We start from the raw sequence: 15,105 nt of genomic DNA, 5'->3' as shown, positions 1-15,105 counted from the left end.
TTTGGTAGTCTTTCAAGACTATTAATCATAAACAATCTTTTTAAGAGAAAAAGGGGGATTCTAATGAAGAAGAAACGTTTGCTAGTTGGTGCCATGACAATGCTTCTCGGTATGTCGGTTTTATCCGGGTGCGGTGGAAGTGAAAAGGGTTCGGCGGATGACGGTGAAAAGAAGTATGTGATCGGGGTCACCCAAATCGTTGAACATCCTTCTCTGGATGCAGCGTTCGAAGGCTTCAAGAAGGCGTTGGCGGATAACGGTTTTAAAGAAGGCGAAAATGTTGAATATAATGTCCAAATCGCGCAGGGAGATCAAAGTAACTCCCAGACAGCAGCTAAAAACCTTGTGGGTGACGGTGTCGACCTGATCTTCGCGAATTCCACCCCTAGTGCACAGCATGCACTCAATGCTACGAAGAAAATTCCGATCGTCTTTACTTCCGTAACGGATCCGGTTGGGGCAGAGCTTGTGAAATCCTTCGACGAGCCGGGTGAAAATATCACCGGAACGACGGATACTCATCCTGAAGCCATTTCAAAGACGCTTTCGTTCGTAACGGATGAAATGAAAGCGAAGACAATCGGGATCATTTATAACTCTGGTGAACAGAACGCGGTTGTTCAAGCAGAGGAAATCAATAAGATTGCAAAAGAAAAGGGAGTCAAAATCGTCGAAGCTTCCGTTTCTACATCGGCTGATGTCAAGCAGGCGGCAGAATCATTGACGGGTCGCGTGGATGCCATTTACATCCCGAAAGATAATACAGTGGTTTCCGCGTTGGAGTCGGTCATCGGTGTTGCCAATGAAAAGGACATCCCACTTTTTGTCGGTGAGCTTGATTCATTGAAAAAGGGTGCGATTGCAGCAAGTGGATTCAATTATGAAGACCTTGGTTATGAAACAGGATTGATGGCAGTCAAAATCCTGAAGGGTGAGAAGAAGCCTTCTGAAATCCCTGTACAGGCTCCACAGAACTTTGAATTGATGTTCAACAAAAAGGCAGCAGAGGAACAAGGTGTGGAAGTGAAGGAAACGTGGTCTGAATTAGGGAAGTTTCTTGAACAATAAGGGAGGATGATGATTCGTGCCAACAGCAATATTTGCATCTTTTGAATCTGGAATCATATATGCGATTATGGCCCTTGGAGTCTACTTGTCCTTTCGGATATTGGATTTTCCTGATTTGACAGTCGATGGCAGCTTCGTGACCGGGGCTGCTGTCGCAGCCACGATGATCGTCAGCGGTGTAAACCCGGTGATCGCGACTTTGTCAGCGATCGTGATCGGGTTTATCGCAGGATGCATAACAGGATTACTTCATACATTTGGAAAGATCAATGCGTTATTATCAGGGATTCTGATGATGATCGCCCTCTATTCGATCAATCTAAGGATCATGGGGCGGTCGAATGTACCGTTATTGAATCAGGAAACAGCTTTTACGGGTGTTGAAAACATCTGGGCGCCGCTGGGGATCGATACGGCACTGAATAAATTGTGGATGGCAGTCGGTCTTGGTGAACCGCTGCCGGGAACATGGAGTATTCTTTTCATCATGGTCATCATCACGCTAGCCATCAAGTTCTTGACGGACGCATTCTTGAAAACGGAAATCGGACTGGCGCTCCGTGCGACAGGTGACAATCAACGGATGATCCGAAGCTTCTCGGCCAATACCAATCTGATGATCATCCTCGGCCTCGGGATCTCGAATGGGATGGTTGCCCTATCCGGTGCGCTGATCGCCCAGTACAGCCGTTTCGCCGATGTCGGGATGGGGATCGGGATGATCATCATCGGTCTTGCATCGGTCATCATCGGGGAAGCGTTATTCGGTACAAAGACGATTGCACGCACGACGCTTGCGGTCATAGGGGGCGCGATCATCTATCGACTGGTCGTCAGTATGGCACTCCGGGTTGAATTCCTTGAAACCGGGGATATGAAGCTGATCACGGCAGTCATCGTCATCCTCGCATTGATCATGCCTAAAGTGATGGACAGATACAAAGATAATAAACGCAAAGCACAACGGATGGCGGAACGAATGCACAAGGTTCCACTGACTTCCGACAGAAAGGGTGATGACGGTGCTGCAATTAAATCGAATTCATAAAGTGTTCAATGAAGGCACACCGGATGAAAAAATCGCCCTCGATGACATCCAACTTTCCATGAAGCCAGGGGATTTTGTCACCGTGATTGGAAGTAATGGAGCCGGTAAATCGACGTTGATGAACATCGTGTCGGGGGTGCTCCTCCCAGATGTCGGGAACGTGCTGATCGATGATCATGATGTATCGAGGGTCTCTGAATATAAACGCTCCAAGCTGATCGGACGGGTGTTCCAGGATCCGATGGCGGGGACGGCGCCTTCGATGACGATCGAGGAAAACCTTGCAATGGCTTACTCGAGGAACCGGACAAGGACGTTCCGGTTGGGTGTGACGAAGAAGCGGAAAGAGTTCTTCAAGGAAGTGCTGGAAACTTTGCACCTCGGACTTGAGAACCGGTTGAATGCAAAGGTGGGTTTATTGTCCGGTGGGGAAAGGCAGGCTCTATCGTTATTGATGGCCACCTTCACGGAGCCGTCGATCCTGCTGCTCGATGAACATACCGCAGCGCTTGATCCGGCACGTGCCGACCTGATTACGAACCTGACGAAGGAAATCGTGGAGAAATATCAGCTGACCACACTGATGGTCACCCACAATATGCAGCAGGCACTCGATCTTGGGAACCGGCTGATCATGATGGACAAAGGCCAGATTATCCTCGAGGTCAATGAGGATGAGAAGAAACATCTTACCGTTGAAGGCCTCCTTAACGAATTTCAGCGGATCCGCGGCAGCAAACTCGCAAGCGACCGCGCACTATTATCCTAAAAAAAGTAACGGGACCCCGTCCCGTTACTTTTTTTAATGCTTAGAGTGGCTCAATCGCACATACGCTCAAGACGTTCTGAGAAGCACACTTAATAATCAAAATCGACGTAACTCAGGGCTGAACAAGCGCTGTCGCTTTTCTTCTTTAAAGCATTGAGGGACGTACCTTCAAGCGGAATCTGAGTAGTTTAAATTTTAACAATATATTGACTATTTATAATACTGAATGTTATTATATCGTTAAATTAACGTTATATGAATATGTATAATGCGTTGGTTTAAAGGGGGAAAGCGATGAAGTCCGGATTAGCTGAAGGGCATTCCGTTACGATCATGACGGAGGTGACCCCTGACATGCATGCCCAATTTGAGGGCGATGTCGTCCATCCTGTGTACTCCACCGTCTCGATGGTCTATCACATGGAATGGGCATCGAGGAAAATCATCCTTCCTTATCTGGAGGAAGGGGAAGAGGGCATGGGAGCAAGAGTGACTGTCGAGCACATGGCCCCTGCACGCACCGGTTCCAGTCTTGAAATCAAAGCGACCGTCATAAACTATGAGGGGAGCATCATCCTCACTGAAGTGACGGTGAAAGATTCCAAGAATGATCGAATCATCGGTAAGGGAGAGGTCAAGCAGGTTGTCCTGCCTAAAGAGAAAATAAGAGAACGGATAGAGAAAATATAGTTTTTTTGTGTTCTAATCTGTAAGCGTTTACAAAATGACTGGGGGAAGAGAAATGGATATGTTTGAACAAATCAAGAACCACGAACAAGTTGTTTTTTGTAATGATGAAGATACAGGACTCAAAGCAATCATCGCCATACATAACACGACACTCGGGCCAGCGCTCGGCGGATGCCGGATGAGGCCATATGCATCAGTGGACGAAGCATTGAACGATGTGCTGCGCCTTTCAAGGGGAATGACGTATAAATGTGCGGCAGCGGACGTAGATTTTGGAGGGGGGAAGGCGGTCATCATCGGTGATCCCGCCAAAGATAAGCATCCGGAATTATTCCGTGCGTTCGGTCAATTTGTGGAATCCTTGAATGGACGCTTCTACACAGGCACCGATATGGGGACGGAGCCTGAGGATTTCGTTTACGCGCTAAAAGAGACGAACTGCATTGTCGGTGTCGATGAAGTCTACGGCGGAAGCGGGGATTCTTCCATCCCGACTGCGATGGGCGTCATTTACGGGATTCAGGCAACGAACAAGACAGTATGGGGTTCGAGGGATCTCCACGGGAAAAGCTATGCGATCCAAGGCCTTGGGAAAGTGGGTTATAAAGTGGCAGAGCGCCTCCTTGACGAAGGAGCGGATCTGTATGTGACGGATATCAATCAGGGCTCGATCGATCAACTGGTTTCGAAGGCTAAGAATATGGGAGCGGCAATCAAAGTCGTGTCTGGTGACGAAATTTACTCCGTCGATGCCGATGTATTCATCCCTTGTGCCATCGGGGGCATCATCAATGATGATACGATCGATCAGCTGAAAGTCAAAGCAGTCGCAGGTTCAGCCAACAATCAGTTACTCGACCTGTCCCATGGGTTGAAGCTACATGAAAAAGGAATCCTTTATGCACCGGATTATATCGTCAATGCCGGCGGATTGATCCAGGTCGCGGATGAATTATATGAACCGAATAAAGAACGTGTCCTACAAAAGACAAGTGCCATCTATAACACCCTTCAGAATATTTACCTTCAAGCAGAGAACCAGCAGATGACCACAATGGAAGCAGCGGACCGTTTCTGCGAAGACCGCATCCACTCCCGCTCCAGAAGGAACAGCTTCTTTTCACATATGAAACGTCCGAAGTGGGCGGTAAGACAATAATGAATGATAGATCGATAGAGAGGGACATGGGTGTCAAAAGTTGGTCTTATCCCTCTATGACACCACGCCTATGAAAAGAGAGTATCCATAAGCCCTCTTTATGAAAATAGGAAACTTGCACCGAAAAACAGTGGTATATCGATTGAATTTCCATACACAGAAAAACCAAATAAATGCACCACACGAGGTGATGAAATGATCGAGGATTTTCCAATGATCCAGGTGATGGATAATCAAGGAGAACTGATTCAGGACGAATATGAAAACGAAATTTCGGAAGAATTGACCCGGCATTTTTATCGGCATTTGGTCCGGATCCGTACGTTTGACCGCAAGGCAGTCAGCCTCCAGCGTCAAGGACGGATCGGTACGTATGCGCCTTATGAAGGACAAGAGGCGTCACAGGTCGGGACCGCACTTGCACTCAACGGACAGGATTGGCTATTCCCTACTTATCGCGATCACGGAGCAGCCATGACATTCGGCCATTCATTATTGAATATCCTCCTGTTCTGGAAAGGCAGGAATGAAGGGTGTGTGCCTCCGGAAGGAAAGAACATCTTCACACCTGGGATCCCGATTGCGACCCAGCTCCCGCATGCGGTGGGGGCGGCTTTTGCTGAGAAAAGGAAAGGGACGAGAAATGCAGCGATCGCGTACTTCGGCGACGGGGCGACGTCGGAAGGGGACTTCCACGAAGGCTTGAACATCGCGAGTGTCTGGAGTGCGCCTGTTGTTTTCTTCAATCAAAATAATCACTATGCAATCTCGGTTCCGATGACAAAGCAGATGAAAACGAAAACCATTGCCCAAAAGGCGCTCGCCTATGATATCCCGGGTGTTCGGATTGACGGCAATGATATCTTTGCCGTTTATTTTGAAACGAAGAAGGCTCTGGACCGGGCGCGAGCTGGAGAGGGTCCGACCTTGATCGAGTCCGTCACATGGAGGTATGGTGCCCATACCACTGCGGATGACCCGACCAAATACCGCGATCAAGCAGAAAGTGATGGGAAGCGGCGGGATCATGACCCGGTGGAAAGGCTTGAGAAGTTCATGAAGAAGAAAGGGTGGATCGACGAAGAGTGGATGCATTCAGTCGAGAAGGAATGCCAGAAGGAAGTGGATCTTGCCGTTGAGGAACTCGAGAATTATCCAGCAGCAGACCCGTCTGTCATTTTCGACTACGTATTTGAAACACCGACGTGGACCATTCAAGAGCAAAAAGAAAAGCTCCTGAAAAGCATGGGAGGGAAGAGTCGATGAGTACGTTAACGAAGACAAAGATGCTGACCATGGTAGGGGCCATTACGGATGGGATGAGAGTCATGCTGAAAGAGCATGAGGATGTTCTATTGCTCGGAGAAGATATCGGAAAGAACGGGGGAGTCTTCAGGGCGACGGAGGGATTGCAGGCGGAATTCGGGGAAGACCGTGTGATGGATACCCCTTTAAGCGAAGCGGGCTTCATAGGAGCCGCCATCGGGATGGCAGTGAACGGGTTAAGACCGGTAGCGGAAATTCAGTTCATGGGATTCATTTACCCTGCCTATGAGCAGATCATGACCCATGCTTCCAGACTTCGTTCGCGTACACTCGGTCATTACACGTGTCCGATCGTGATCCGGGCTCCATACGGGGCGGGGGTCAGGGCACCTGAGATCCATTCAGATAGCACAGAAGCGATCTTCACCCATATGCCGGGAATCAAGGTGGTATGCCCGTCAACCCCTTACGATGCGAAAGGCCTCATGATTGCGGCCATCGAGGATCCCGATCCGGTGCTTTTCCTTGAACCGATGAGATGTTACCGCTCATCCCGCGAGGAAGTACCCGAAGAGAAATATACGGTTGAAATCGGAAAGGGGAAAGTGGTCAGGGAAGGGGAAGATGTCACGATCATCGCCTGGGGTGCGATGGTGAAGGTAGCGGAAGAAGCTGCCGGGAAGGCCGAGAAAAGCGGCATCTCCTGTGAAGTGCTTGACCTCAGGACCCTCTATCCACTGGATAAAGAAATCATAGCAGGATCCGTCCAGAAAACAGGCAGGACGGTCGTTGTCCACGAAGCGCATGCGACCGGAGGAGTAGGGAATGACGTATTGGCGATCATCAACGATACTTCCTTCTTATATCAAAAGGCTCCGGTCGAGCGGGTGACAGGCTTTGACACCCCTGTTCCCTATTTTGGATTTGAAGATTTTTACCTGCCGGATCCCGAACGGGTCCTAGAGGCAGTGAAGAAAGTAGCAGAATATTAGAATGAAAGGGACGAGGGGGGAGTTTATGGAAGTCAAGCTTCACGATATCGGAGAGGGCATGACGGAAGCGAACGTGAATCACTTCCTGGTAAAAGCGGGTGACACCGTGAAGGCGGATCAGCCACTGGTGGAAGTTCAGACAGATAAGATGACCGCGGAGATCCCGGCCCCATTTTCAGGAGTGATCAAGGAACTGAGGGTGGATGAAGGGGAAACGATCCCTGTCGGAACAACAGTGCTTCTGATGGAAAAGGGAGGGGCGGCTCCTGACGAGATCCCCCACCAAAAACCACAGGGTGTACGGGCTAGAAGAGTCCTTGCTTCCCCGTACACAAGGAAGATCGCGAGGGAGAACGGTGTGGACCTAGAAAGTATCACCGGAAGCGGTGCAGGAGGCCGCATCCTCGATGAAGATGTGTTCGCCTTCATTGAAGGTCCAGGAAATGGAGTGACAGAAACAGAGCCCGATTTGGTAGCTGTCGATAAAGTAGAACCGGTCCACCGTGCCGGTTCAGAAAAAGATGGGGACGTGATCCCTTTCCGAGGAAGACGGAAAGGGATCGCGGCAAAGATGACACACTCCCTTCAAACCGTTGCTCATTGCACTCATTTTGAAGAAATTGATGTGAGCAACCTCCTCCGGTGGAAAGAGACATTGAAAGAAGGCGGGCAATCCGTCTCGATGGGGGCGTATTTCATCAAAGTCATTTCTGTTTGTTTAAAGGAATTCCCGATCTTCAATGCTGTCCTGGACGAACAGAATGAATGCGTCCGGCTGAAACGCGAGCATCATATCGGGATGGCTGTCGATACCGATGATGGACTGATCGTGCCGGTCATCAAGAATGTCGAATCCAAGACGATGAAAACCATCCATAAGGAAATGAAGGAACTGACCGTTAAAGCCGTGGAAAATAAGCTCTCCATAAAGGAGATGACGGGCGGGACATTCACGGTGAGCAACGTAGGTCCGTTGAATGGATCGATCGGTGCGACCCCGATCATCAATGAACCTGAAGTCGGCCTGCTTGCTTTCCATAAAACAAAAAAACGCCCTGTCGTCAATGATCAAGATGAAATCGTGATCCGGTCCATGATGAACGTTTCGATGTCGTTCGATCATCGCATCATCGATGGAGGTACGGCCGTACGATTCACGAATCGTCTTCGCGACCTGATTGAAGAGCCTCAAACCATGCTTGTGGAGTTGATATAAATGGTAGTCGGAGAAATCGCTGAAGAGAAAGATATCGTCGTCATAGGGGGCGGCCCGGGAGGTTATCATGCTGCCATCAGAGCTGCTGCTCTTGGGCGGAAGGTGACCCTGATTGAGAAAGGGGAAATGGGTGGCACATGCCTGAATGAGGGGTGCATCCCTTCAAAGATCTTCACCCATTTTGCACAAGAGTTTAAAAATCTCAGGCATCTGTCCGAGATGGGGATGGAGTTTGAAAGAACCGGGTTGAACCTCGAAATGCTTCAAAGCTACAAAGAGAAAAAGATCACAGGGCTTCGAAAAGGGGTGGAAGCTCTCTGCAAGGCGAATGACGTGGAAATCATCAAAGGCACTGCCTCGTTCTTATCCAAAACACGAATCGGCGTGGAAAACGGACATGAATTCTCATTGCTTAACTTTAAAGAGGCGATCATCGCGACAGGGGGTACATTTCATTACCCCGACTGCATAACGTTTGATTCATCAGTCGTCCTCAAGGAGCGTGAAATCTTTCAGCTAGCGGAGATCCCGAACGAGCTCTGTGTCTATGGAAACGACTATATTTCGCTCGAAATCGCCTCTTCCTTCGCTGTGCTCGGCAGTAACGTGACCTTGATCCTGCCGGAAGGACTGCCCTTTGATTCATCCATCGCCAAGGAAGTGCTAAGGCTCTTCAAAAAGCAGAAAATCACGGTCATGAAAGACGCCGTCCTAAAGGAAGTCACAAGAAACGGGGACGGGGTCCATACGGTTCTTGAAAAGGGAAATGGAGAAGTGATTTCCATCGAGAGCAGTCATTTTACGGTGAGCGGCACGGTCAAGCCTTCACTGGAAGAACTGGGACTCGATCGATTGGGCATCGAATTGACAGGGGAAGGCTTTATCAGGACGGACGAGAGAGGACAAACATCCATCCGTTCACTTTGGGCGATCGGTGATGTGACAGAAGGCCCGGCCCTGGCAGTCAAGGCGATCAAGCAAGGGAAGGCAGCAGCCGAAGCGATAACGGGCGGCCATCCGGAAGTCGATACCTTCCATATTCCGACCATCCTTCAGCTCACGCCTCCCGTTGCCTTCGCAGGGCTAAGTGAAGAAGAAGCCAGGGAAGCGGGATATTCTGTCACGGTCAGCGAGTTCCCTGTAAGGGGGAACGGGTACGCAGGCATCACAGGGGCTCCGGACGGCTTGGTGAAGGTTGTCTCTGATGGGGAAACGGACGTACTCCTTGGTGTCCATATGATCGGCGCCGGTGCGGTCGAATTGATACAATCCGGGGTACTCGGACTTGAGATGGCAGCAAGGGATGAAGACCTCAGCTTCCCACTCCATGCCCACCCCGGATACGGAGAAAGCTTGCTGGAAGCAGTGGAAGGCTTGAAAGAAGCGGCTGTCCATCTTCCTCCGCGCAAAAAAGTGACAGTGGAGAAGTAACGTCCTTCATTGCATAAAAGCGTTCCAGCTTTACCAGCCGCTCTTGAGAAGAAAAGGATAATTATTTACGATATATTCAGAAAATACAAAAAGTGATCTGGAGGGATTAGGATGCAAGAACATGCAGCAAAGAAAAAGGAAAAAGTGGAAGAACTATTTCCGGTAAGAGATGTCGATTATTTAGAATATTATGCAGGAAATGCAAAACAGACCGCACACTTCTTCTGCACGGCATACGGCTTTAAAACCGTTGCATATTCAGGTCTTGAAACAGGGAACCGCGATACTGTGTCCTATGTACTGCAGCAAAATAAAGTGCGATTGGTCGTGACGGGAAGTCTTCATGAAGGAAGCCGTGTGGCAAGTTTCATCCATAAACACGGGGACGGGATCAAGGATATCGCCCTTATGGTGGATGATGTTGAAAAGGCATACAGGGGTGCCGTTGAACGCGGGGCGATTGAAATCATGCCTCCGGCGACACTTGAAGACGATGAAGGAACATTGAAAAAAGCGGTGATCGGTACATATGGGGACACGGTCCATACGCTGATCGAAAGAAAAGGTTACAAGGGGATCTTCATGCCGGGCTTTGAAAAATATGACTCTGCATTGAACCAAGACGACGCCGGTATCATCGCAGTCGATCATGTTGTCGGGAACGTGGAACGGATGGAGGAGTGGGTCGAGTATTACGAAAAGGTGATGGGCTTCAAAGAGATGCGCCACTTTACGAATGAAGATATCACGACTGAATATTCAGCCCTCATGTCCAAGGTCATGCACAACGGCGGAAGAATCAAATTCCCGATCAATGAACCGGCAGAAGGGAAACGAAAATCCCAAATCGAAGAATACCTCGAGTTCTACGGAGGTCCTGGAGTCCAGCATATCGCCATTTTGACGGAAGACATTGTAAAAACGGTGGGCAAGCTGAAAGAAAACGGTGTGGAGTTCTTGAATACTCCCGACTCATATTATGAAATGCTTTCTGACCGAGTAGGGGAAATCGATGAGGAAATTTCCAAAATCAAAGAGCTTAATATTTTAGTAGACCGGGATGATGAGGGGTACCTCCTGCAAATCTTCACCAAACCGATCGTCGACCGTCCTACGTTGTTCATCGAGGTCATCCAAAGGAAAGGTGCGAGAGGCTTCGGTGAAGGGAACTTCAAGGCATTATTCGAATCGATCGAACGTGAACAGGAGCGCCGCGGAAATCTTTAATGAACATGGCCATAAAATACAGATACTAAATAAATAGACAGATAGAAAAAGGGATATTGGGGTCAAAAGGACCGGTCAGGGGGTTAACCCGTGAAGAGGGGTGCAGTTTTTTCATGGATACGGAATACGATTCATGGAAGGACATTGCTTCTTCTCGAAGCGGGTCGGCCCCCTTCATCCATGAGAAAGGCGGGGGTCATGCATGGCACTTAAATTCAAGACGAGAGAAGCGGTGACGCATATTGCTCCCTATGTACTGGGGAAGACGCTTGCGGACCTGCAAAAGGAACACGGATTAAGCTCGATCAGAAAGCTCTCTGAAAATGAAAATATATACGGCTGTTCACCGAATGTGAAGAATTGGTTCAAAGGAAATGACGGAGACCTGTTTCTTTATCCTGATGGGGCCGCCATCGAGCTATCCGGGAAAGTAGCAGCCTTTCTGGGGGTGGAGAAGGATAAGATCGTATTTGGTAACGGTTCGGATGAAGTCATCCGACTTTTGACGAGGGCGTACATGACATGCGGGGACGAAGCGATCATGGCGGATGTCACCTTCCCGAGATATCAAACCAATGTATTGCTTGAAGGAGGAACCCCGGTGGTCGTTCCTTTGGTTGACTGGACGCATGACTTGAAGGCGATGGCAGGGGCGGTCACAACGAAGACCAAGCTCATCTTCGTCTGCAATCCGAATAACCCTACCGGAACCATTGTGGGGAAGAAAGAGCTGTTGGCGTTCATTGAAAGCATCCCGTCCCACATTTTGGTGGTCGTGGACGAGGCATATATGGAGTATGTCACAACGGATGACTATCTCGAAACGCTGCCATTGCTTTCTCAGTTCGATAACTTGATCGTACTCAGGACTTTCTCCAAGATCTATGGACTTGCAGGGCTTCGGGTCGGCTTCGGAGTGATGAACGAAGAAATCTCTGAACAGCTGAGGAAAGTGAAGGACGTATTCAATGTCAATATGGTCGCACAGCGAGCGGCTGTCATTGCCCTTGAAGATCAACATTTCATCCGCGAATGCACCCATAAGAATCAAATGGGCAGGGAGTTTCTTGAAAAAGAATTTCAGCGCTTGGGAGTAAGCTATTTTCCATCGCAGGCCAATTTCATCATGGTGGACACGGGTCTGAACGGGGACCTTATCTCCTCCGAACTGGTGAAAAGAGGGATCGTCGTTAGGTCGGGGACACTGCTCGGATATCCGACGACCGTACGTGTCACGATTGGCACGGAAGAAGATAATAAACTGTTCATTTCTTCATTGGAACAAATTTTAAAAGCGAAAGGAGGAGCGTGAATGGATATCAAACCGAACGCTATCCACTGGCAGGATGCCTATAAATTGATGATTGGAAGCATCCTTCCCCGTCCGATTGCGTTTGTATCGACCCTGGATGCTGAAGGGAGGGCGAATCTCGCTCCATTCAGTTTCTTTACGGCCATTTCAGCTGAACCGATGCTCGTCTGCTTCTCCCCGATGAGAAATGGGAAGGACGGAAGCAAAAAGGATACGCTTGTGAACATAGAGGAAACAAATGAATTTGTCATCAATATCGTCAGTGAAGAATTTGTGGAAGAGATGAATAACTGTGCGATCCAGTATGACCGTGGAATCGATGAATTTGAACAAACGGGGCTGACAAAGAAAGAGTCGATCGTCGTTAAACCTCCGGCGGTTGCAGAGAGTAAGGTGCAGCTTGAATGCACGCTCCATCAGGTGCTTCATTTCGGGGATGAACCCGGTGCGGGAAGCCTTGTCATCGGTAAGGTGGAATGTGTCAGGATCGACGACGAGCTTTATTATGACGGGAAAATTGATTCACTGAAATTAAAGCCCGTTGGAAGGCTTGCCGGTCAATCGTATACAAAGCCACTGTCCGATTCGTTTGAAATGATCCGAAAAAGGTGAGTGAGGATGAAATTTGTAAGTTTTCATAATAGCAATGAAGTCAGGGCGGGTCTCTTGCAAGACGACCTTGTCATTGATTTGTATGAAGTCACACACGGTTCTTTACCGAAGGACCTCCTTTCCTTGATCGAGATGGGGGATGAGGCGCGTTCGGAACTAGCCTCTCTCCGTCAGTTCACTGTCGGTGAGAGAGGGGTTCACCTTCTCCATGACGTGACGCTCAGAGCGCCGATTCCAAGGCCGGTCAGTATCCGTGATTTCTATGCATTTGAAGAACATGTCAAAACCGCCCGTAAAAGAAGGGGGCTGGATGTTGTGCCGGAATGGTATGACGTTCCTGTCTTTTACTTCACGAATCATCTTGCGGTAAAGGGTCCGGATGAAATGATCACGGCACCCCGCGACTGCGAATGGCTCGATTACGAGCTTGAGATCGCCTGTGTCATCGGGAAGGAAGGCCGGAACATCTCAAAGGAACATGCTGAAAATCATATTTTTGGCTATTTCATCATGAACGACTGGAGTGCAAGGGACATCCAGAAGCATGAGATGAAGGTGGGGCTCGGACCTGCAAAGGGGAAGGATTTCGCGACGTCATTCGGTCCATATCTCGTAACAGGCGATGAGCTCGAATCGGTCAGGACAGGGGACCGGTTCGATATGAAGATGACAGCGAAAGTCAATGGAAAGCTGCTATCCCTAGGGAATTTCAAGGATATACACTATACATTCACCGACATGATCGAGAGGGCTTCAAAGGACGTGACCCTTTATCCAGGGGAAGTCATCGGATCTGGGACGGTCGGCTCGGGATGCATCCTCGAGCTTGGAACGGAAACCCACCGCTGGCTGGAGCCGGGGGATGAAGTCGAACTTGAGATCGAAGGATTGGGTGTGCTTCGCAACAAAGTCGCAAGCTCAAGGAAGGAGGAAAACCATGTACTATCGCAAAATGGGGGAAATCCCTCATAAACGCCATACGATGTTCAAGAAGGATGACGGTAGCTTATACAGGGAACAGGTCATGGGGACAAAAGGATTTTCAGGTACACAATCCATCCTTTATCACCATCATTTGCCTACTGCCGTCACGAAAACGGAGTATCTTGGCAGCTATCTGCCCCAGTTTGAAGAAGACGGAGCAGTGCGCCATCGCCATTTCATGACGGATGCAGTGGGGAAGAAGGGGGATGCCCTAGAAAGCAGGGAGTATCTGCTTGGGAACTCGGACCTTTTGATCGGGACCGCGTTTGTTACGAGCGAAATGAAACGCTTTTACCGGAATGGTGATGGAGATGAAATGCTCTTCATCCACTTCGGGACGGGTACGGTCGAAACGATGTTCGGCACCATCACATATGGAAAAGGCGATTATATCGTGATCCCGATTGGCACCATCTATCGTGTCGTACCTGAAGAGGACACGAAGATGCTTATTGTAGAATCGTTCAGCCAACTCACAACCCCGCGCCGCTACCGGAATGAATATGGGCAGCTGCTTGAGCACAGTCCATTCTGTGAGAGGGATCTAAGAGGTCCTGAAAAACTTGAGACACATGATGAGAAAGGTGAATTTGAAGTCGTGTTGAAATCGAGGGGGGGCCTCCATTCCCACATGCTGGATCATCATCCGTTCGATGTGGTCGGCTGGGATGGCTACTTATATCCGTGGGTCTTCAACATCGATGATTTTGAACCGATCACCGGCCGTGTCCATCAGCCGCCTCCTGTCCATCAGACATTCGAAGGACATAATTTTGTGGTGTGCTCATTCGTTCCGAGGCTGTATGACTATCATCCAGAGGCCATACCCGCACCATACAACCACAGCAATGTAAACAGTGATGAGCTCCTGTACTACGTGGAAGGCAACTTCATGAGCCGTAAAGGGATCAAGGAAGGATCGATCACCCTCCATCCGAGCGGCATCCCGCACGGACCGCACCCAGGAACAACCGAAGCAAGCATCGGCAAAAAAGAAACACTCGAACTCGCCGTCATGATCGACACCTTCAAACCACTAAAAATCGTCAAAAAAGCAAAAGATGTCGAAGATGAAAAGTATATGTTCACTTGGACATAAAAAATCCTGCAAACGAACCAATTTAAAGTGTGGTAGACGCACTTTAAATTGGTTTTTTATTTAGAGGGATTTTAATTTGGTAAAATAGAATGCAGTGTAAGTAGTCTAAGTTTGATTGTTAGATCATTTAACAAAGTGCAAGAAGGATGAAAGTAATTACTGTATGCTCGCCAGACTTACTAATAGAGGAGAATTGTGAGTATTTCCAGCATTTGATTGGAGTGCAAGACGA

The 15,105-nt window shown here is 49.0% G+C and carries 14 protein-coding genes; all 14 read left to right on the top strand.

Annotated features, from left to right (window positions below; all coding sequences use genetic code 11):
- Positions 1-63: 63 nt before the first annotated feature.
- The 14 genes from LCM10_RS13780 to LCM10_RS13715 all read left to right on the top strand — a co-directional run bounded on the left by LCM10_RS13780 (position 64) and on the right by LCM10_RS13715 (position 14,873).
- Positions 64-1,068, top strand: a complete 1,005-nt coding sequence (locus LCM10_RS13780) for an ABC transporter substrate-binding protein (RefSeq protein ID WP_224876844.1) — start codon at positions 64-66, stop codon at positions 1,066-1,068.
- Positions 1,069-1,084: 16 nt separating this feature from the next.
- Positions 1,085-2,116: an ABC transporter permease gene (locus LCM10_RS13775; RefSeq protein ID WP_224876843.1), complete on the top strand. Its 1,032-nt coding sequence runs from the start codon at positions 1,085-1,087 to the stop codon at positions 2,114-2,116.
- Positions 2,091-2,885, top strand: coding sequence for an ABC transporter ATP-binding protein (locus LCM10_RS13770; RefSeq protein WP_224876842.1), 795 nt, complete (start codon positions 2,091-2,093; stop codon positions 2,883-2,885). Before LCM10_RS13775 ends, LCM10_RS13770 begins: the two co-directional genes overlap by 26 nt.
- Before the next feature lie 294 nt (positions 2,886-3,179).
- Positions 3,180-3,575 (top strand): thioesterase family protein, encoded by a 396-nt coding sequence (locus tag LCM10_RS13765; protein ID WP_224876841.1) that lies wholly within the window; start codon positions 3,180-3,182, stop codon positions 3,573-3,575.
- 52 nt (positions 3,576-3,627) lie between these two features.
- A complete protein-coding gene (locus LCM10_RS13760; protein WP_224876840.1) occupies positions 3,628-4,734 on the top strand; it encodes a Leu/Phe/Val dehydrogenase in 1,107 nt (368 codons plus the stop codon).
- Positions 4,735-4,929: 195 nt separating this feature from the next.
- On the top strand, positions 4,930-6,000 hold the full coding sequence (gene pdhA / locus LCM10_RS13755; RefSeq protein ID WP_224876839.1) for a pyruvate dehydrogenase (acetyl-transferring) E1 component subunit alpha: 1,071 nt from the start codon (positions 4,930-4,932) through the stop codon (positions 5,998-6,000).
- Positions 5,997-6,992: an alpha-ketoacid dehydrogenase subunit beta gene (locus tag LCM10_RS13750; RefSeq protein WP_224876838.1), complete on the top strand. Its 996-nt coding sequence runs from the start codon at positions 5,997-5,999 to the stop codon at positions 6,990-6,992. The genes pdhA and LCM10_RS13750 overlap by 4 nt, the downstream gene beginning before the upstream one ends.
- Positions 6,993-7,017: 25 nt before the next feature.
- The gene (locus LCM10_RS13745; RefSeq protein ID WP_224876837.1) at positions 7,018-8,208 is read left to right on the top strand and encodes a dihydrolipoamide acetyltransferase family protein; all 1,191 of its coding nucleotides are present in this window, start codon (positions 7,018-7,020) and stop codon (positions 8,206-8,208) included.
- On the top strand, positions 8,209-9,639 hold the full coding sequence (locus tag LCM10_RS13740) for a dihydrolipoyl dehydrogenase family protein (protein WP_224876836.1): 1,431 nt from the start codon (positions 8,209-8,211) through the stop codon (positions 9,637-9,639).
- Between the two features lie 111 nt (positions 9,640-9,750).
- Positions 9,751-10,866, top strand: a complete 1,116-nt coding sequence (gene hppD, locus LCM10_RS13735) for a 4-hydroxyphenylpyruvate dioxygenase (protein ID WP_224876835.1) — start codon at positions 9,751-9,753, stop codon at positions 10,864-10,866.
- A gap of 202 nt (positions 10,867-11,068) precedes the next feature.
- Positions 11,069-12,178: a histidinol-phosphate transaminase gene (gene hisC / locus LCM10_RS13730; RefSeq protein ID WP_224876834.1), complete on the top strand. Its 1,110-nt coding sequence runs from the start codon at positions 11,069-11,071 to the stop codon at positions 12,176-12,178.
- Positions 12,179-12,790 carry a flavin reductase family protein gene (locus LCM10_RS13725; protein WP_224876833.1) on the top strand — a complete coding sequence of 204 codons (612 nt, stop codon included), beginning with the start codon at positions 12,179-12,181 and terminating at the stop codon, positions 12,788-12,790.
- A gap of 6 nt (positions 12,791-12,796) precedes the next feature.
- On the top strand, positions 12,797-13,762 hold the full coding sequence (locus LCM10_RS13720) for a fumarylacetoacetate hydrolase family protein (RefSeq protein WP_224876832.1): 966 nt from the start codon (positions 12,797-12,799) through the stop codon (positions 13,760-13,762).
- Positions 13,728-14,873 (top strand): homogentisate 1,2-dioxygenase, encoded by a 1,146-nt coding sequence (locus LCM10_RS13715; protein WP_224876831.1) that lies wholly within the window; start codon positions 13,728-13,730, stop codon positions 14,871-14,873. The genes LCM10_RS13720 and LCM10_RS13715 overlap by 35 nt, the downstream gene beginning before the upstream one ends.
- Positions 14,874-15,105: the final 232 nt, after the last annotated feature.

Origin of the sequence: Rossellomorea aquimaris (assembly GCF_020171925.1) — a bacterium.
Classification (GTDB): domain Bacteria; phylum Bacillota; class Bacilli; order Bacillales; family Bacillaceae_B; genus Rossellomorea; species Rossellomorea aquimaris_F.
This window is presented reverse-complemented; position numbering and strand designations above follow the sequence as displayed.